The sequence below is a fragment of the Microcoleus sp. Z1_A1 genome, assembly GCF_036700305.1.
Lineage (GTDB): Bacteria > Cyanobacteriota > Cyanobacteriia > Cyanobacteriales > Microcoleaceae > Microcoleus.
The window spans coordinates 38,679-56,803 of sequence record NZ_JAUBOR010000021.1; the positions used below are offsets into that span (position 1 = coordinate 38,679).

Sequence of the window (18,125 nt, forward strand, 5' to 3'; positions counted from 1 at the left end):
AAATAAACATCAGATTATGTCAAATAACCGGCAAGTAAATATTTACAGAGATAGATGCACAAATAGATCGGAATGCGTAAGCTGAAATTGCAGAATCATCAGGCAAGGTATGACGCGAGAAGTTACAGATTCAGAAGGGATTGTTTGGAGTTGTGTAGAGGCATATTCGGGTATTTCTGACAAGCCGGAGAACCGGGAAAAAGCTCAAGTAAAAGGCTCGGATGATGCTTATTGGGTTGTCTGCACTCCGGCGGGCGGCGCAAAATCCGTGCGGCTTCGGCTAGAGGGCGATTGGGAAAATTCCTGTTCGGATGAGGCATTGCTTAGTTCGATCGAAACACAGCAGCAGGAAGATGGATGATAGTTCGATCGCTACTTTGAAACACGACTTACGCTTATCAACCGGGTTTTTCTGAATAGTCGATCGATGTAGGTTGGGTCCAACGCCAACTTGAAGTCTTTTTTGTGCAAGCGCGTTGCGGAGGGTTTATTCTTTAACCCAACCTACGTATATGATATGCGATAGATCGGGCGCGATCGAAGTTTTATTAAAGTAACATCAAGCACACAGCAGCAATCCTTCTCTATAAAGAGGCAATTACGCGGAAGTATTCCTAGAGTTGTCTAAAGTCGATCGCTCCCAAAAGTCGAATTTGCGACAGAAGATTTATGAAAATTCACCATTTAAATTGCGGGTGTATGTGTCCGATTGGCGGGGCGCTGTTTGATGGCTTCAGATGGAGTCTGACGGCGCACCTCGTTTGCCACTGTTTGCTAGTCGAAAAAATCGAGGACTTGTTCTCGCGGATATCGGCTTCGGAATCCGAAATATCGAGTCGCCTTATTCGCGTCTGATTCCGTTTTTTATTAATTTAAATCGCATTCAGTTCGATCGCAAATACACCGCAGTCGATCGAATCCAACAACTCGGATTTCCCCCCCGAAACGTGCGCCACATCGCGATCGCCCACCTCGATTTCGATCGCGCACTCCGGCGGCAAGCGAGGATTTCCCAAAAGCGACGGTGCACGTAAAGCAGTTCCTGATGGAGGGCGCGCAACACCGCTTCCGCTTCATCGGGCGGGGGCGCTACCGCGCGCAACAGTGGGAGGATTCAAAATTTTTTTAGCGACGCACCATACCACTTCTAACGGGGATGAATAGCTTTCGCTTAAAACAATAGAAAATTTTCGATCGCTGCCTCGATCGCCGGCAATTTCTACCCGAGTTTGTGCCCGAGTAATTTTTTTATCGCAATTGTTCCCTATCTTAGATTATACCAATTTAAAAAAAAATGCAACAGTATTCTCGTCTTTTCCCTTTGCAATGGATGGTTAGGGGATCGAAAAGTGTTGCATAAGTTTAGAGAAATAGTTTTATAATAAAAAACAAGACAACAATAAGAGGTATCGAGAGCATGGTGACAAATATTGGAGGATTGCCAGTCAGAGAAGATGTTATCGTGACAATTGCTGGCACTGTATCGGGTTTCCGTGAAGATGAATTTTTACTCCGAGATAATACCGGCGAAATTTTGGTCGCACCGAGGAACGGAAACCAGGTGAATTTAAATATCGGCGATCGAGTAACTGTCGTTGGCGATCGCGACGATCTAGAAGATTTTGATGCTATTAGCATTACCCGTACCGACTCGCCACCACCCGTACAAAACTTGCCGCCGAATTCTGCGAACAATCAACCGCCAGCATCAAATACTCCTCCGATATCAGCTAATTTGAACAACAATTCCCTGCAAAATATTGGAGGATTGCCAGTTAGAGAAGATGTCATCGTGACAATTGCTGGCACTGTATCGGGTTTCCGTGAAGATGAATTTTTACTCCGAGATAATACCGGCGAAATTTTGGTCGCACCGAGGAACGGAAACCAGGTGAATTTAAATATCGGCGATCGAGTAACTGTCGTTGGCGATCGCGACGATCTAGAAGATTTTGATGCTATTAGCATTACCCGTACCGACTCGCCACCACCCGTACAAAACTTGCCTCCGAATTCTGCGAACAATATCATTGGCAGCGAGGGTAACGATAACTTATTCGGTGGAGAAAGTAATGATATCCTCACGGGAAAGCGCGGCCAAGATCGGCTATTTGGCAATCTAGGAAACGATACCATTTTCGGAGGAAAAGGCTCAGATACTTTGGATGGAGGAGGAGGAAACGATATCCTCAGAGGGGATATGGGACAAGATTTTCTCACGGGAGGAGCCGGGAATGATATCTTTGTCTTGTCATCCGCAAGTGCTGCCGCTAATTTAGATATTGCCGATCGCATTGTTGATTTTGAAACAGGTATTGACCGCATTCAACTTAGTCCGGGGTTAACTTTTGCTGACCTCAGTTTAGAAATAATTGACGGAGGTACTGTGATTCGATCGAATCGAGTCAATCTAATTTTGGGAATTGTTGATAACGTCACTCCTGGGATGCTTAGTGCCAATGATTTTTTTGCCTAAATCCTAAAATAAGTCAACGGGTCAGAGAACAAAAAAACCGAGTTTCTGCTTCTGACCCCGATCTTGTAATAAATGAATTGTGGATAATAGATGACTGAAATTTTGCCTTGGGGTCAACTCTTCGCGACGGATGCCGCAGGATTTATCATCAATGATTGCCATGCCGATAAAATACTGCCGCCTTGGAAAGCTTTAGTAGAAGAACTGAAACAAGCTTGTCTGAAAGTTTGGTCAAATCGCTTGCAGGGGCTTTATTTGCGCGGTTCTGTACCTCGCGGTTTGGCAATTCGGCTGGTTTCCGATTTAGACAGTTTTGCTATTTTGTCCGGCGAAATCACCGACAAAGATATTACTTTGTCTCGGAAGATTGGCCATCGACTCAATCAGCGTTACCTATTTTGTAAAAAAGTAGAAATTCAGCTATTAGATTTGTCAAATATCCAGCAACCTGATTCGATTTGGCAAACAGTTATCCAGACAGCCAGCTTGAAAATAGCCGGAGATATCAAATTCAACTTTCCCAAATTTAAGCCGGGAAATTCCCCGATCGACTATGCTGTTACTTGGGAAGCAGATTTAGCCAAAACTCTGGATATTTTACAAAAGTTATCCCCCGATCGGTTGAATTTTTCGGCTCAAGTAAAAAAACAATGTGCCTGGATTGCGAGGCGCGCGATCCGAACGGGGTTTGAGTTGGTTATGGAACAAGACCAAAGCTATACCGTAGATTTATATTATTGCTACGAAAGGTTTTCTGCTTATTTTCCCCAGCAACAGAGTGCGATGAAAAAGACTGTAGAATTAGCCCTAGAACCTAGTCAAAATCGCCCGGGTTTAATCGTATTTTTCCGGGAATTTGGCGGTTGGTTAGTTTCTCAAGTTCGCCAGGAATTTTACTCTTCAATAGAGGCCGAAGCTTCTACCAGTAAAATCCCCTGAGTCACTAACCGAGTTAAAAGCGGAATGACTTCTGTTTCTACATCCAGGGAGGGACACAAGTCTGCTAAATCTAGCAGGCTAAATCCTTCTGGCTGAAATAGTTTGGCTGTTAAATCCGCAGGAATTCCTTTGATATTCGCTTGTTTGGAGGCGATGGTAATTTTAGTTTCGTTTTCCCCCCTGGGTAAAATTTGAACCGGATGTAAGTTGGAACAAATAAACCGGGTTTCCAGTCCTCGATCGAAAATATTGCTGCCCAGTTGATAGGGAAAAGAAAATGGCAGCGGTGGGCGATCGCTGTAGTCTAAATAATCGAGATAGCGATCGATCGACTCCGGGGATTGCAGCCAGGAAATCAGGCGATCGCGCAACTTTTCTAAATCAGGTTGAACTGCTGCAACATCCCCTTGACGGATCGGCGGTAAACTTGACCGCCATTCTGAATTTTGCCGCAATTCTTCTCCCAGCCAATTCAACCAATCTAACCCGGTTTGACAATCAATTCCTAAACTTAAATGCAGGGAAGGAGAAGATTCATCACTTGACGGATTAGTACGGGCGATCGCATAATGCCAATGTCCCCTAGGAATATATAAAACATCTCCCGGTTTGAGGGTACATTGGAGATAAGGGGGTTCATCGGGAGGAATTTGTTGTGCCGATCGCATTGCAGAAACAGGAGAGGCGATCGTCTCTGGAAAAATCCACCATTCTTTCTCGCCCTCTATTTGCAAAACCAGCACTTCATGGGTATCGTAATGACAATTAAATCCCTTTTGGGAACGGGGCGAACAATAAAGATTAATCTGACTTCGATAACCTATTTCTTGACGGATATGGGCGGCAAATTCCCCTAATTCTGGAACCCGACTGTGTACGCTATTAATAATTAAGGTTGCTCCTTGCTGAAGCATTTCCAGCCATCGCTCCGCTTTGGCTGATGGTAGAGATTCTCCATCCAGGGAAAACCGCAAATCGGGATAATTAATTTCCTGGTAGTTCAACAAATTATTCAGCTTTTTCCAATCAAATAAATGCTGGAATTTAGCCGAATTGTTACCTGGGATAAATACAGCTTGCTTTGTCCAAAATTCTTGAAAAAATTTATCTACGGAATGGGGATGCAGCAGAACTTGTAAAAGTTTCATAAATTATATCCCGCCGTGCAAATAATAATTTGTGAGTTGTTTCCAGGTAGGTCAATTCATCGAACTGAGAACATTTGACCGCAGAATTCATGCTTTGAAAAATATGGGATGCTTCCAGAAGAAGATCCCATATAAAAAAAGTTTTGTCCTGTATTTGATGGCAGATTTTATGCCTGCCGGGCTTGACGGCCTTGACGACCTCGATCGTAATCCTGACCTCGATCGTAATCCTGACCTCGATCGTAACCTGCATCAGCAACTAACATTAAGTAATCTGAGGAGTCTGAGTCGTTGGTTGCGAGGTTAACAACTTCTATTTCTATGCGAGAATTTGCGGTATTATCTTGTGAATAAGCACTCAAAGCTCCTTGAACTGGAGCGATTAAGAACAAGCTAGCTTTGGTACTTAAAAGACAAGCCAAGAGTAAATTGGAAGATTTGAGGTATGACATAACCTGGTAAGGATTTAAAAGGCATATTTTACGGTAGTATATGACAATTTTTAGAAAAAGTCAATCGATTTTAGATTTTAGATTTTAGATTTTAGATTTACTTGCGCGAGATAAATGCTCTTTCTTGAGGATTTTAGATTTTGGATTTTGGATTGATTCCACGGATAAATCACGTGGCGAGTACCACCTTTGAAATTATTGGTCAATGAAGGGAAAAACCCGGTTTCTGGCTACCCCACGACAAGCAAAGAAACGGGGTTTTTCGCAGATTTTACGAGGTGTGACGAGTATTCAAGGGAAAACCCCGGTTTCTGATTGCGCGAGAAGCAAAGAAACGGGGTTTTTCGCAGATTTTACGAGGTGCGGCGAAATATTCAAGGGAAAAACCCGGTTTCTGGCCACCCCGCAAATCTAAGAAACCGGGTTTTTCGCAGATTCTACGAGGTGCGGCGAGTATGCTCGAAAAAACCCGGTTTCTGGGCCCCCCGCGAGAAGCAAAGAAACCGGGTTTTTGGGAGTTTCTACGAGGTGCGGCGAAGTATTCAAGGGAAAAACCCGGTTTCTGGCCACCCGCGATTTGAGATAAAATATAGACAAGCCCTCAACATAACGAACAATGACTCTAGCTAACTATCAACTTTCCCTAAACTTTGAACAAATCTTAGCCCTAGTCAAACAACTGCCTTATCCAGAAAAATTGCAGTTATGTCAATAGCTGGAAAAAGAAGTATTAAACAGTAAATTAACTGTTCTTACAGAAGCCCTAGAAGATATAGGGATGGAAAATGCTATCCAAGAAGGCGAAAATACTGAAACAGTCAGTCGCTATCGAATCTTCCAAATTCTCAAACAACAAGCATGAATCTTGAATTTAAAAATAGTTTTGAAAAGGATTTGCTTAAGATTCTTGATGCAGACTTATTTCAAAGAATTCATGAAGCTATCGAAGAAGTTGAGAATGCAGAAAAATTTATAGAAACATAATTATTCAAAATATAGTAAAGCACTGATTAAAACATTCGTGTCTAGTACAAATCTACTCGTCATTATTATCTGCTAAAAGCTCTTGTAAAATTTCTGGTGTTAAGCCTCGCTGCGCGGCTCTGTCAGAAATTTCTGCCATAACCTGGGTTAAAGTTTTGTTGTGTAAATTTTGTCTAAAAAACAATTGAATAATCGAACTTAACTCTTGCTGAGTCTTAAGACTGGCTTCTTCAAACGCTGTCTTAATATTGTCATCAACTTGAATCGTAATTATTGCCATAGACCTTAAAAACAGTTAACAGTTGAGAGTGAGATTTTTAGGATGGGGATTTACACCCCACCCTAGAATGGTTTTACCGTTTGACCAACTTCTTAGAAACCTTCCGCAAGCGAATTGATTGTGGCGTTACTTCCACCAATTCATCCTGACCGATGTACTCCAAAGCGCGCTCCAAACTCATATCGACTGGTGCTTGCAATTGCGCCAATTCTTCACCGCCAGATGCGCGGTGGTTTGTCAACTGCTTCGACTTACAGATATTCAGCTCCATGTCATCATCTCGGTTGTTTTCTCCGATAATCATCCCTCTGTAAACCTTGGTTCCGGGGGTAATGAAAAACACGCCGCGGTCTTCAGCATTTTTCAGTGAATAAGTAGTTGCAACTCCTTCTTCAAAGGAAATCAATACTCCGTTGCGACGGGCGACAATTTCTCCACCGAGGGGGCGATAGTCGAGGAAGCTGTGGTTCATAATTCCAGCGCCGCGAGTCAAGCGCATAAACTCGCCTCGGAATCCAATCAAACCGCGAGCGGGGACCGAAAATTCGATTTGGGTGCGACCGGTGCTGCTGACGTGCATATCTTGCATTTCAGCTTTCCGCTGACCGAGGCGTTCGATGCAGCCGCCGACTGCTTCTTCGGGTACGTCTAACACCAAACATTCAAAGGGTTCGCAGGGACGACCGCCGACTTCGCGGAAGATTACTTGGGGCTGGGATACTTGAAATTCGTATCCTTCGCGACGCATATTTTCGATCAGGATTCCGAGGTGGAGTTCGCCACGGCCGGATACGAGAAATTTGTCGGGAGAGTCGGTTTCTTCGACGCGCAAGGCGACGTTAGTTTGGAGTTCTCGCATTAGCCGATCGCGAATTTGCCGAGATGTCACAAAACTTCCTTCTTGACCGCAGAACGGCGAATCGTTCACGGAGAAAGTCATCTGCAAAGTTGGTTCGTCTACCTTGATTAAAGGCAGCGCTTGCGGGTCGTTCGGACAGGTAATTGTTTCGCCAATATAGGCATCAGCAAAACCGGCAACGGCGACAAGATTACCAGCAGAAGATTCTGGGATATCAATCCGCTTCAGGCCTTCAAAGCCCATCAATTTGGTAATTTTTGATTTGACAAGCGCGCCGCTTTCTGTGATTAAGACTGCTTGTTGACCGATTCTAATCGTGCCGTTGTGGATGCGGCCGATGACGATACGACCGACGTATTCTGAGTAATCTAATGTGGTTACTTGCAGTTGTAGTGGCTTGTTGGGGTCGCCTACGGGGGGTGGTACGTGGTCGAGGATTTCTTCAAACAGGGGCTTCATATCTACCCCTTCGTCTTCGAGGTGTTTTTTGGCGTAACCGCTTAAGCCGGAACCGAAGAGGTAGGGAAATTCGCACTGATCGTCGTCAGCACCTAGTTCGAGGAACAGATCCAAAACTTTATCGACGGCTTTGTGGGGGTCTGCTCGCTCGCGATCGATCTTATTCACAAAGACGATCGGGCGCAGTCCTTTTTCTAGGGCTTTTTTGAGCACGAAGCGGGTTTGCGGCATCGGGCCTTCGTTGGCGTCTACGATCAGCAGACAGCCGTCAACCATGCCGAGAACTCGTTCGACTTCTCCGCCGAAGTCCGCGTGTCCGGGGGTATCGACGATGTTGATCAGGGTTTCTCCGTACCTGACGGCGGTGTTTTTGGAAAGGATGGTAATGCCGCGTTCGCGCTCGATGTCGTTGGAGTCCATGACGCAATCTGGGATTTCTTCCCCTTCGCGGAAGATCCCGGACTGTCTGAGGAGAGCGTCCACAAGGGTGGTTTTGCCGTGATCGACGTGAGCAATGATGGCGACGTTGCGAATGGGAAGACTCATAATGCGTCTGGAACGTTAAACGGATCGAACTAAAGATTTCTTAATAATTGTAGCGCATGGAGTCAAGGGGCGATCGGGCAATCTGCGGGATTGGCCTCTTGCCTGACTTACTGAGACCCGCATTTTTATAATTTGAGTTATAATAAGCACCAGTGTCTGCGAATCGCGATCGCGGTAGCTCAGCAGCGCTATAGAGCTTATACGCTGACATGTAAAGCATTTAACTTCAGCTAAGCAGGGTCTTTGTATCCAGGAGTTTAAAAAGTGGTAACAATTATAACCAGAGCAGACGATTCGCGGTTTCAACAAGGGCAAATCACCTATCAAGGCAGATATTTAGATGAAATAGTAGCGTTGTTCCCTAATTTCCCAGCTATCACTCTTGACTCTATTGAAGATGTAATAGGTATTTATTGGAAAAAAGAGGAGAATATTCGGAAAGCTAAACAACTCAGAGTAAGTTCGTTTTATCGAACAGACACGCAAGTAATCATTCGGTTTTCTGTTGTAGCTGATTTAAATATTACGTCGGGGGATTTTTACAAACGTCTTCGGGGGCAAATGATCGGGGCAGGAGCGCTCGAACAAGGTGCTTATTTACCTTTCTGCTGTGTGCTGGATAACGACCAAATGAGAGCTGTAATGAAACCACCTAATTCTGGGGATTCAACTCTAACAAATGAAATTAACTTGTTGAAAAATCGCAGTGATTGGGGCGGTATATATAACAAGTTTTCCCCCCTGGATCGTCTCAGCCAGCACCCCCTATGGACAGATGCCGAAATCTTGAGCGAAGTCGGATTTGCCTGTGGGAAGTTAGCCGAGGTTTCGGTAGAAGATATTCCTCGAAAAGAGCCAGAAAAGACTGAATTTTTAAATCGCAAGAGTAAGTATCGCAGTGAAGCGGAAATGCTGCGCCTGCGGTGTGTCGAATTACTGCCGAACAATCCTACTTATTTAGCAAATTTAGCATATTTACACTATCAGAATGCGATGGAACTAAAAACACCTAGAAATAGGCGTGATGGAAAACTTCGACAAGAGGCAGAGCGAGCAATTAAATATTACGATATGGCAATTTCCCTAGCTCCTAATCGCATCAAAGACCACTACCGAAAGGGATATTTACTTGCAGAAGTCCTACCTAACACCTATTGGAAAGAGCGAAATTTAGAACTTGCAAAACAAAAACGTCTAGAAGGAATTGAATCTTTCGAGAAAGCTCTCCAAATTTGGGAATCACTAGATCCTACCAATCCACAGCAAAACCGAGAGCGCAGCCGTTGTCGCAAAGAATATATCAAGTCGCTATACAGCCTCGGCTCTGCCTACTATCAAATGATTGTCAATGAGTGGGACAAAGCAGTTTTTGCATTGAGATTGCGTCACAATATTCGTGAGGAAGATTGTATTACTTACGTTCCCAAAGATTTAGAAAATGCTAACAATGCGTGGCGATATTTTTATAAATGTTGGGAATGTGACAGGCCGGAGGGTGAATCTGCCACAACTGCAATAAATGGTGTTTGTGAGGGTGTTGAGAAGTTGTATTCTCTCGGCAAAACGGCATTTGTTCAATACTGGATTTTGAGCGGTTACGGTCAGTCAGACAAACCCGAAGCTATTGATTATCGCGACCAAGCGGAAAAGTATTTAGTTCAGTCGCTCAACTTGCCTCGTTCTCAGGAAAAGCAAAGGCAAAAAAAAGATTATATCGCTGAACGGCTGGCAAGACTTTACATCACCAAAGAAGAGTATGCAAAGGCTATTCAAATCATTGAAAAGTACCGAGAGCGTAAATTAGACTCCTATGTAATTCATACTTTATCTCTGGGACTAATATTGTTAGGTAGATCGGAGCAAGCAGAAAAAGAATTACAAGCAGCGCTAAATGACAAAGGAAATGTAGATCAAAAAACTTCTAAGTTTTTAATGGGTTGCTCTTTTTTGGGCGCGGGTAAATTCGACCGGGCAAATCAAGTATTTCAGGAACTAAAACAGGAAAAAGAAAAAGATATATTTCTAATTGGAGAAGCATTTGCTGTGGCGAAGTTGAACAGAACAGCAGATGCGATCGAGTGTCTGAGGCAAGCTAATGAAATGAATCCTTGGCGGCTCTCTGTAGGTAAAAGTTTGGAGCAATTGTCAAAGGGAAAGGTTCGCGCCGTGAAGCCCTCTAGATCGCAAAGGGCATTAGATGTGGAAAGCTGTAGGGACGTAGATGTGCACGATTCCGATGGCGAGGGATTAGAGTATTATAGAGCGGTAATGCAGGATGTTTTCGGCTACGATCCAGACGAAACCGACGAGACTTTTGAACAATATTTGGATACTCATGGATATTAGTAGATTCAATTTCCTTAACTCCGTCAAGACTTGTAGTCATTAGAATACAGGGGTCGATAAAATGCCTAAAAGTGTCCCTTACCATCCGTTTAAAATTAAAACTCTCAAAGACCCCAATTTTTCTGCTGGCTACCTCACAGAGATATTTGAGGAAGAATCAGGAGATTTGGAATTAGGAATCATGCTCAAAGCACTTCGAGATGTATTTGAGGCTCTTGGGGAACCAATTATGTCAGATGAGTAGGCCTCATTGCATCTGGAAAAATTAGCTGTTTTGCTGTCGCATCATGGAAGCGTGACAATTTATGCTTTGGCTAATTGGCTGAAGGTTTTGGGATTGAAGTTAACAGTTGCGGTTGATGAAGGGGAGAAAGGGGAAGACGAAGGTTCGGTTAGTGATGTTGCAGAATTAGCTGAGGTTAGTAAGGTTTGATTTTGGGAGCTCGCTCTTTTTATTAACCGGAGATGAACGCACATTAACGCGCTATGGGAGAGGATAATGCGATCGCCCCTTCTCAAAAAGCCGCTAAACACTCTTTCGCTACACAATAAATATTCCGCAGCCACTTTACCTGCGATGCTAACAACCCTTGCTTAATCTTACCTACTAATTTGCCCCAGTTGTAGAGTTCTTCCACACTACGAGACTGGCGAAATTTCCCCTCATAAAAATCTACCCAAAATCTCGGTGCTTGATGTTGGCTGCTTCTCCAGCGTTTCCGCCACCGAATGCAATCTTGCAGCGTCGGCGGTTCGACTCCTAAAATTGGTGGCATATCTCCGTAGCTGACAAACCGACTGATCCCAACTCCCACAACGTGGATGACGTAAGCCCAGCAGCGAATCTCGCGGATCTGTTCGGGCTTGACTTTCAAGACTTTGGCCACTGCTTCTTTGGTTACAAAGCGAGAGAGTGGATTTATTTGCTTGGCTTCTGAGTTTTGTTTTGGTATCATGGTTGGTGACTCGGTGACTCCGACTTGTTTGGGGTGACTGCGACTTGTTTGGGGTGAATCCGACTTGATTTGGGGTGAATCCTACTTTTTGTTGGTGAATCCTACTTTTTGTTGGTGAATTCCAATTTGTCGGTCATTTGAATAAATAGCTGTTCGCTCTTCAGTTTTCGAGGCCGGGGGGCGATCGCTATTTATGATGTAAATAGTTTAAGACCAATACTGGTCTATTGTCAATAAATGGGATTGATTAAGTTGCGGATTCGAGAGCTGGCTGCCGAGAAGGGTTGGACTTTGACAGAGGTTTCTGAGCGATCGGGAGTTCACTACAGCACGCTTAAGAATTATGCTCGTTCGCCCGGGTTAGCAACGGTTGACGTTACTCATTTGCAAAAATTAGCTCGAACTTTTGACCTGTTGATTGAAGACTTGTTTGAGGTCGTGGAAGAATAGGTTGGCACCGGCGTTTCCTCAGTCGGGGATTTAACGTTTATGTATATAAAACATTATAGGTGAGATTTCACCCTCATGTCAAGAGGCGAATTAATAAAATTGCGAATTAGAGAGTTGGCGGCTAGGGAAGGTTGGACGCTCAAAGAAGTAGCCGATCGCTCTGGAGTATCCTACAATACTGTTAAAAGTTATGCCCGATCGCCCGGTATGGCAATGGCTGACATCGGTGCTCTGCTAAAATTGGCGCGGACGTTTGATGTGTCGATCGAAGAATTGTTGGATTTTGTCGAACAACAGTAACAAATTACACTTAAAATAAACCAGCGCCACCAACGCCAACCAGTGCGACATCGCAGGGACGATCGACTGTGGGCCCAAGCAACAGATGCGAGAGTTGGCGGATGGGACGGGGCGAAGTGTGAAAGAGATGATATATTCTCAGCGGCAATTGTAGCTGTTCGATCGCCCATATCGATCTACAATTTGTAACGTTGAGCCTTATTGAAGTGCAGGAGTGGAGCTGGCTTGGATAACGCTAGTCTGTCAAGAAAACCCCCGCAAGCCTCGGAGCTTGTCGCCGACGAAATTCCAGAAGCAGTGCGAGATCACCCATACCCAGAAGCAGGGCAGAGTCAGTCTAAGAAAAAAGGGCTGATTTGGAAACTGCTAGGGTTGGCCGCCTTAGCCTTTGGGGTCAGCATCTGGCTGCACCTCAACTTTAACTTGTTCCCAGCCACCAGTCAGGCAGAGCAAACTCAACAAGACTCAGCGCCCACCAGTTCCGCGTCTCCGTCTGTCCCGAGTCCAGCTACCACCCCAAAAGTCCCCGCACTCCCAGAAAACCTGCTGGGACACTTGCCGTACCCAGAAGCACCAGCCAAAGACTTGGTAAGCGTCACCTCCGACGGTAGCGTCAAACTCCGCACCTCAGCAGCAGCAAAATATCAGGAAATGGTCAACGCCGCCGCAGCATCAGGCATCTATTTCGCTCCCATATCCGGCTTTCGCTCGCTGCAAGACCAACAGCACGTATTTTTTGATGTGAAAGCCGAACGCAGGCAAAACGCCAGCAAGCGAGCCGAAGTCAGCGCCCCACCAGGTTACAGCGAACACCACACCGGTTATGCGATCGACATCGGCGACGGCAGCGCCCCGGAACACAACCTCAGCCCCAGTTTTGAAAATACCGAAGCATTCAAGTGGTTAGAAGCCAACGCCGTCGCCTTCAGCTTTGAAATGTCCTTCCCCAGAAACAATCGCCAAGGCGTCAGTTACGAGCCTTGGCACTGGCGGTTTGTGGGCGACAAGCAAAGCCTCGAAACTTTCTACAAAGCTCATTCGATGAAAAAGTAGAAGGAAGAAGGAAGAAGGAAGTTCGGCAACGGATTCGCTTGCGCGAGATGTAACGGATGTAACGGATGTCCGTCAGAAGAAGGAAGAAGGAAGAAGGAAGAAGGAAGATTTTCCACATCTCCCACTGCCCCACTCTCCCACTGCCCCACTATCCTACTCTCCCATTCCCCTACTCCTCCACTCCTCCACTCCCCCCCACTCCGTTGAGCCAAACTCGTGATTGCAATCTATCCAGGCAGCTTTGACCCCATTACCTTCGGTCACGCAGACATTATCGAGCGGGGATCTAAACTGTTCGATCGGGTAATTGTTACCGTAGTCAGAAACCCCAGCAAAACCCCTCTCTTCACCGTAGAGGAACGGATCGAGCAGATCCGGCGCTCTACCCAACACTTGCCAAATGTAGAAGTAGACAGTTTTGAGGGTTTGACAGTAAACTATGCTAAGATTCGACAAGCCAAAGTGCTGCTGCGGGGGCTCCGGGTATTAACAGATTTTGAAATGGAACTCCAGATGGCCCACACCAATAAAACCCTTCTGGGTGAAATTGAAACAGTTTTTTTGGCAACTTCTAACGAGTACAGCTTTTTAAGTAGTAGTGTAGTTAAAGAAATAGCCAAGTTTGGTGGCTCCGTAGATCATCTTGTTCCGAAACACGTCGCCCTAGATATTTACAAATGTTACGCCAGCAGGAACCAACTCGCATCGAACCCGACATTACCGGACGCGGCACTGAGAACGAATCACCTCAGAACACAGCCACCTTCGGAGATCCCACCCGAACCGCAGGAGTAGACATCCAGCGGGAATTGAATCGGCTTGAGGAAATTGTTCTCGACAGCCCGCGAATTCCCATGACCAGACGCACTCTGGTGGATGAAGAACAGTTGCTCGATCAGTTAGACTTGGTGAGGCTAAATTTGCCGATCGCCTTTCAGGAAGCCGAGACGATCATCCGGCACAAGGACGACTTGCTTCAAGAGGCAGAACTTTACGCTCAGGAAGTGATAGAAGCAGCAGAACAGAGAGCGGCAGAAATTTTAAACGATATGGGCCTGCTCCAGCAGGCGAAGATAGAGGCAGATCAGTTGCGCCAGCAAGTTTTGCTCGACTGCGAGGCAATTCAGCAGGCGACGCTGGCGGAAGTCGAACAAATTCGCTACCAGGCTCAAGAGGAATTGGAAGAGATGAGAGTCAGGGCGATGGCTGAATGCGAGGAAATTCAAAACGGAGCCGATGATTATGCCGACCAAGTGCTCGATAATATCGAGCACAAGTTGAGCGATATGCTGCGCGTGATCCGCAACGGGCGCGATCAGTTGGATAGTGTTTCTGCGTCCCACATTCATCACAACAACGGTTAGCCCACAGTGAACTCATTGCTTGAACATTTCTAAAAGTCTACCTAATTTAGGTAGATTTTTTTTCGCAGTAGATTTTTTTTCGCAATAGTCTCTATAGCAATCCTCGCATAATTTGTGAATTTCTTACTCCCTCCCCGAAACCGCGGGGAGGGTTGGGATGGGGTAAAAAATTTACGACTCTTTTAGGATTGCTATATAGCACTCCTCGCATCATTTGCATAATTATTGTAGGGGCAATCCCACGCCCGGTTGCCCGATAGATAGGGGGTAGGCACTCTTAGGAATGAGAATTAAATAACTTCCACTCTTGAAAGTGGGATGGGCGGGACGCCCGTCCGTTTTGGACGGGCTATAAGAGCCCATCCCACAATAACAATTAAAATTGTAAGTTATTTAATTCGCGATCCTTAGCACTACCCCAACAAATTTATCTGAATCATTTAGGATTGCTATATGTGTTGTTAGTGTTTTATAAGTTTATTGACGCGGTAAATCCCCTGCTGAAGCTCGGCTTTTTAGTTACGGGGACTTTGTTAGGTTGTTGGGCGATTATTTACCTGTTGCAGAAAGTTTTGCCCAAAAATTACAGCCAGTACATTTTGGGAATTTAATCAAATTTTGTGTTTCAGCGGATGTCTTCATAAAACTGCTTGAGATACCGGGGAGAAACGCCAAAGCCCCACAAAAAACCAATCGCAAGATAGATCGCAATAGCTTTAAATTCGCCCCAACTCGCAACTCGTCGATCGCTACTTTCCACTACCCGATTGACTAACTTAAGTCTCCCGCGTCGCACTAACTTCAAACACAAATCCGCTTCCTCCATAATTGGCAGCGCAGCATCGAAACCCTCGCATTCCCAAAAATCGGTACGGCGACAAAAAATAACTTGGTCGCCAAACAGCAGGCGCAATCCTTGGAAAAATAAATGAGGTCGAAATAACAGCGGCGCGTAATAAGTTTTGAGGTAATTGTGGAGGGAAAAACCCCATTTTGTTTGCTGCGAACCAGCCATCAGGGAGATAAACCCGCCACCGGAAATTTCGGCATCGGACAATGTTTTCTGGATAACTGCTACAATGTCGTCGGGAACTAAAGTATCGGCGTGCAGAAAGCACAGAATTTCACCGGTGGCGACTTGAGCACCTAAGTTCATTTGCAGGGAACGTCCGGCTATACTGCTAGAAATAACGCGGATGCCGGCGGAAAGTGCGATCGCCGTTGTGTCGTCTTGACTGCCGCCGTCTACCACCAACACTTCCCAAGCGGGAGGATTAAGGATGCTGAGTTGGCGGAGGGTGCGTTTCAGACAAGTCGCTTCGTTGAGGGCTGGGATGATAATAGAAACGCGATCCATCGGGTTGAAATTTATGCCAGAGATATTATAATAAAAAACTGTGGCGATTCACAACTAACGAGAACATAGAACTTACGCGCGCGGATTCAGAAACCTGGTGTCGGCCTGCGAACTCGTCAATCGATTTTCGATTTTCGATTGTAGATTTTCGATTGACTTGCGCGAGATAAATGCTCTTTCTTGAGGATTTTCTATTTTCGATTGTGGATTGATTCCACGGGTAAATCACGTGGCGGGTACCACATGAAGAAATTCTTGGTCACGAAACATCCGATTTTCTACAGAAATTGGTTTTTTTGGCGTCAGTCCTATAAAATCACGCAAAAGTGCAATCGCCATCTATATTTTCCACTAATCAGGAATGAAAAAATCGTGCAGAAAACAGAAGTAAAAAATGATTTAGAATTTTACGACGAAAATGCTGATAATTGGTGGGACGAAAAATCTAAAATCTATGCTCTTTACCACCTAAATAAACCCAGATTTGAGTTTTTTGACAGACACGCGACTAATTGGCAAGGGCTGAAAACCTTAGATGTCGGGTGCGGGGGCGGCTTTTCTTGCGAGTTTATGGCCGAGAGAGGTGCTATTGTTTCTGGAATAGATCGATCGGAGAAATGTATTGTAGCCGCTCAAAATCACGCAGTTACCAGCGGTTTTGAGATTGACTACAGGCAAGGTTTTGCCGAAAATATGCCCTACGATGACAATACCTTTGATGTGGTAATTTGCGTGGATGTTCTAGAACACGTTGCTGATTACAAACAAGTTGTGTCTGAGGTTCACAGAATTCTGAAGCCCGGAGGATTGTTCTTTTTTGATACAATTAATCGAACTTTTTCGTCGCAAGTTGTGATGATTGGGCTGATGGAAAATATTTTGCAAGAAATTAGGCGGGGGGTTCACGATTGGGAAAAGTTTATTACGCCGGAGGAACTGTCTGCGGTAATGCGAGATACGGGTTTTGGCAATATTGAAATTAAAGGTTTTGATATGTTTGGAGAAATGGGTTCTGTTTTAGCCCAGATGCACGGTTTTTGGGGGAATTTTACACGCGGAAAGCAGTTGTTTCCTTCCGGGGCAGTTTTCAAACAAGCGGCTCAACTTTTAACAGTTAATTTCGCTAACTATATTGATTACAAAAAGTCTGGGTTGTTTAAAATCCAAATCAATGAGGATACGTCGATTATGTATGTTGGCGTTGGGGCGAAGAATTAGTCGGTTGATTGTTGATTGTTGTCATTAGGGGCGAGTTTGAGACGGATTTGGGCGATCGACAAATCCGGCTATAACCCGCCTCTATTGCATTTTTTAGGGTACGCACGCAGCGGTACACCTTATCCTGTTGAGTGCAATACACATATTCCGTAGGCACTGCGCCGTATCCTTACTGTATTGCGGGCAATTGAGAATTGCTATATTGGCGATCGCACTACAAATATAATTTTAAGACCTAATTGCAAATAATTACTAACTATTTTTTAAGTTAAGCCCTTGCGTCGCGCTGTCTTAGCGTCCACAAACACCGCTCCGTGTGAATTTGGGGCTGCTTGTGCTGAGTTTAAACCTAGTCTGACAGCATTATGTAACAAATCTTAATGGTAGACTCTTGACAATTTATCTAAATTGCATGGTAGCTTATTGAATATTAATTGCAATAAGTGCCGGAAGTTAACAGTACCTGGAGGTCAATCACCGTGACAGCAGCAATAGTTTCCGCATCCGCCGATCGAATCAGCGACGGACAACCCGCCGACAGCCAAAAACTGATGAGTTTGGGTAAAAATTCCGAAATACCTGACCTCGATAACTCCAAAGATGTAACCCTCGCCGTCTTAGAAGGAGGGGGAACTCTCACGGTGTGCGATCGAACAGTCACTTTAAAACCCGGAGTATTTGTGTTTGTACCCGCAGGCATCCCGCGCAGTCTAAAAGTACAAACGACGCTGAATCTGTTACTAATTGACGGAGAAGCAGACCCAGATATGAGCGAGTCAGCTTGGTTGATGAATTTTCAAATTTAACCCAATGAAAAAACAGTGTCCTTGCTGTCTTGACTCCCTGATTTCTCAGGTTTGCCACAATCGCGTCTACTGTTTTTGCATGAATTGCAGGCAGGAAATGCCAAATCCTGACTCAAAAAAAAGAAATCTCAA

Annotated in this window: 22 protein-coding genes; 15 read left to right on the forward strand and 7 right to left on the reverse strand. The window is 45.0% G+C overall.

Translation table 11 applies throughout. The features are described 5' to 3' along the window. Positions 1 to 109: 109 nt before the first annotated feature. A complete protein-coding gene (locus QT973_RS15465; RefSeq protein WP_333391656.1) occupies positions 110 to 361 on the forward strand; it encodes a hypothetical protein in 252 nt (83 codons plus the stop codon). Positions 362 to 872: 511 nt separating this feature from the next. Here the strand turns inward: QT973_RS15465 and QT973_RS15470 are convergent. Then, entirely contained in the window at positions 873 to 1,016 is a 144-nt protein-coding gene (locus QT973_RS15470) for a hypothetical protein (RefSeq protein ID WP_333209005.1), read from the reverse strand. A gap of 401 nt (positions 1,017 to 1,417) precedes the next feature. Here QT973_RS15470 and QT973_RS15475 point away from each other — a divergent pair, with 401 nt between their 5' ends. Then, positions 1,418 to 2,476, forward strand: coding sequence for a M10 family metallopeptidase C-terminal domain-containing protein (locus QT973_RS15475; RefSeq protein ID WP_333055455.1), 1,059 nt, complete (start codon positions 1,418 to 1,420; stop codon positions 2,474 to 2,476). A gap of 90 nt (positions 2,477 to 2,566) precedes the next feature. After that, positions 2,567 to 3,415 carry a hypothetical protein gene (locus tag QT973_RS15480; RefSeq protein ID WP_333055454.1) on the forward strand — a complete coding sequence of 283 codons (849 nt, stop codon included), beginning with the start codon at positions 2,567 to 2,569 and terminating at the stop codon, positions 3,413 to 3,415. Here the strand turns inward: QT973_RS15480 and QT973_RS15485 are convergent. Next, positions 3,370 to 4,563, reverse strand: coding sequence for a JmjC domain-containing protein (locus tag QT973_RS15485; protein WP_333055453.1), 1,194 nt, complete (start codon positions 4,561 to 4,563; stop codon positions 3,370 to 3,372). The two genes, QT973_RS15480 and QT973_RS15485, sit on opposite strands and share 46 nt — an antisense overlap. A 167-nt stretch (positions 4,564 to 4,730) precedes the next feature. Then, positions 4,731 to 5,015: a hypothetical protein gene (locus QT973_RS15490; protein ID WP_333055452.1), complete on the reverse strand. Its 285-nt coding sequence runs from the start codon at positions 5,013 to 5,015 to the stop codon at positions 4,731 to 4,733. A gap of 858 nt (positions 5,016 to 5,873) precedes the next feature. On the opposite strand from QT973_RS15490, the gene QT973_RS15495 reads away from it, so the two are divergent. Next, complete coding sequence (locus tag QT973_RS15495) at positions 5,874 to 5,999, forward strand: hypothetical protein (protein WP_333055451.1); 126 nt, start codon at positions 5,874 to 5,876, stop codon at positions 5,997 to 5,999. A gap of 52 nt (positions 6,000 to 6,051) precedes the next feature. Here the strand turns inward: QT973_RS15495 and QT973_RS15500 are convergent, their stop codons facing one another. Next, entirely contained in the window at positions 6,052 to 6,279 is a 228-nt protein-coding gene (locus QT973_RS15500) for a hypothetical protein (RefSeq protein WP_333055450.1), read from the reverse strand. A gap of 73 nt (positions 6,280 to 6,352) precedes the next feature. Next, positions 6,353 to 8,143 (reverse strand): translational GTPase TypA, encoded by a 1,791-nt coding sequence (gene typA, locus QT973_RS15505; protein ID WP_333209008.1) that lies wholly within the window; start codon positions 8,141 to 8,143, stop codon positions 6,353 to 6,355. 264 nt (positions 8,144 to 8,407) lie between these two features. Between typA and QT973_RS15510 the strand changes: the two genes are divergently transcribed. The 3 genes from QT973_RS15510 to QT973_RS15520 all read left to right on the forward strand — a co-directional run bounded on the left by QT973_RS15510 (position 8,408) and on the right by QT973_RS15520 (position 10,922). Further along, the gene (locus tag QT973_RS15510) at positions 8,408 to 10,489 is read left to right on the forward strand and encodes a hypothetical protein (protein ID WP_333209010.1); all 2,082 of its coding nucleotides are present in this window, start codon (positions 8,408 to 8,410) and stop codon (positions 10,487 to 10,489) included. Between the two features lie 61 nt (positions 10,490 to 10,550). Further along, positions 10,551 to 10,733, forward strand: coding sequence for a hypothetical protein (locus tag QT973_RS15515; RefSeq protein ID WP_333209012.1), 183 nt, complete (start codon positions 10,551 to 10,553; stop codon positions 10,731 to 10,733). 6 nt (positions 10,734 to 10,739) lie between these two features. Next, a complete protein-coding gene (locus QT973_RS15520; protein WP_333209014.1) occupies positions 10,740 to 10,922 on the forward strand; it encodes a hypothetical protein in 183 nt (60 codons plus the stop codon). A gap of 82 nt (positions 10,923 to 11,004) precedes the next feature. On the opposite strand, the gene QT973_RS15525 is transcribed toward QT973_RS15520, so the two are convergent. Beyond that, the gene (locus tag QT973_RS15525; RefSeq protein WP_333209016.1) at positions 11,005 to 11,445 is read right to left on the reverse strand and encodes a hypothetical protein; all 441 of its coding nucleotides are present in this window, start codon (positions 11,443 to 11,445) and stop codon (positions 11,005 to 11,007) included. A gap of 237 nt (positions 11,446 to 11,682) precedes the next feature. Between QT973_RS15525 and QT973_RS15530 the strand changes: the two genes are divergently transcribed. From QT973_RS15530 to QT973_RS15555, 6 genes are all read left to right on the forward strand, one after another. Continuing rightward, a complete protein-coding gene (locus QT973_RS15530) occupies positions 11,683 to 11,895 on the forward strand; it encodes a helix-turn-helix transcriptional regulator (protein ID WP_333209017.1) in 213 nt (70 codons plus the stop codon). Between the two features lie 75 nt (positions 11,896 to 11,970). Then, complete coding sequence (locus QT973_RS15535) at positions 11,971 to 12,195, forward strand: helix-turn-helix transcriptional regulator (protein ID WP_333209019.1); 225 nt, start codon at positions 11,971 to 11,973, stop codon at positions 12,193 to 12,195. Positions 12,196 to 12,420: 225 nt separating this feature from the next. Further along, a complete protein-coding gene (locus QT973_RS15540) occupies positions 12,421 to 13,248 on the forward strand; it encodes a M15 family metallopeptidase (RefSeq protein WP_333055441.1) in 828 nt (275 codons plus the stop codon). Between the two features lie 216 nt (positions 13,249 to 13,464). Continuing rightward, positions 13,465 to 14,043, forward strand: coding sequence for a pantetheine-phosphate adenylyltransferase (gene coaD, locus QT973_RS15545; RefSeq protein ID WP_333055440.1), 579 nt, complete (start codon positions 13,465 to 13,467; stop codon positions 14,041 to 14,043). After that, entirely contained in the window at positions 13,926 to 14,612 is a 687-nt protein-coding gene (locus QT973_RS15550) for a DivIVA domain-containing protein (RefSeq protein WP_333055439.1), read from the forward strand. Before coaD ends, QT973_RS15550 begins: the two co-directional genes overlap by 118 nt. A 455-nt stretch (positions 14,613 to 15,067) precedes the next feature. After that, a complete protein-coding gene (locus QT973_RS15555) occupies positions 15,068 to 15,223 on the forward strand; it encodes a hypothetical protein (RefSeq protein ID WP_333055438.1) in 156 nt (51 codons plus the stop codon). 14 nt (positions 15,224 to 15,237) lie between these two features. Here QT973_RS15555 and QT973_RS15560 read toward each other — a convergent pair whose 3' ends face one another. Beyond that, positions 15,238 to 15,969: a TIGR04283 family arsenosugar biosynthesis glycosyltransferase gene (locus tag QT973_RS15560; protein ID WP_333055437.1), complete on the reverse strand. Its 732-nt coding sequence runs from the start codon at positions 15,967 to 15,969 to the stop codon at positions 15,238 to 15,240. A gap of 372 nt (positions 15,970 to 16,341) precedes the next feature. Here QT973_RS15560 and ubiG point away from each other — a divergent pair, with 372 nt between their 5' ends. Further along, complete coding sequence (ubiG, locus tag QT973_RS15565; protein ID WP_333055436.1) at positions 16,342 to 17,187, forward strand: bifunctional 2-polyprenyl-6-hydroxyphenol methylase/3-demethylubiquinol 3-O-methyltransferase UbiG; 846 nt, start codon at positions 16,342 to 16,344, stop codon at positions 17,185 to 17,187. Between the two features lie 479 nt (positions 17,188 to 17,666). Further along, positions 17,667 to 17,993: a cupin domain-containing protein gene (locus QT973_RS15570; RefSeq protein WP_333055435.1), complete on the forward strand. Its 327-nt coding sequence runs from the start codon at positions 17,667 to 17,669 to the stop codon at positions 17,991 to 17,993. The last annotated feature ends 132 nt before the right edge of the window (positions 17,994 to 18,125 follow it).